The 266-nt window shown below is 43.6% G+C and carries 1 protein-coding gene; it reads left to right on the top strand.

The genetic code is table 11. From position 1 onward, the window contains the following. Nucleotides 1-266 (top strand): beta propeller repeat protein (locus AAEY72_RS15155; RefSeq protein ID WP_352311402.1); only part of this gene is annotated, 266 nt, incomplete at both ends.

Genomic DNA, 266 nt, shown 5'->3' with positions numbered 1-266 from the left:
ATTTAAAAGAACACGACCCAGAAGGTTATGAAGCAGAAACAGCCTCAATTTTGCCGCACTTTAACCGCATTGAGCAAACTCCAGACGGTTTAATGTTAGTGAGTGAAATGGGCTTAATGGCAAAAAGTACCGATGCAGGCTTAACATGGCAGCGAGTTGACGAAATTTACCCAGGATCATTTTTTGCATTTAGCGCCAATGCGCAGCAAGAGGTAGTGGCAGGATTACGAGGCAATGTTTTTACTCGCCAGCAAGGTGATCAAAAT

Source organism: Psychrobacter sp. W2-37-MNA-CIBAN-0211, assembly GCF_040309405.1.
GTDB classification, from domain to species: Bacteria; Pseudomonadota; Gammaproteobacteria; order Pseudomonadales; family Moraxellaceae; genus Psychrobacter; species Psychrobacter glaciei.
This window is presented reverse-complemented; position numbering and strand designations above follow the sequence as displayed.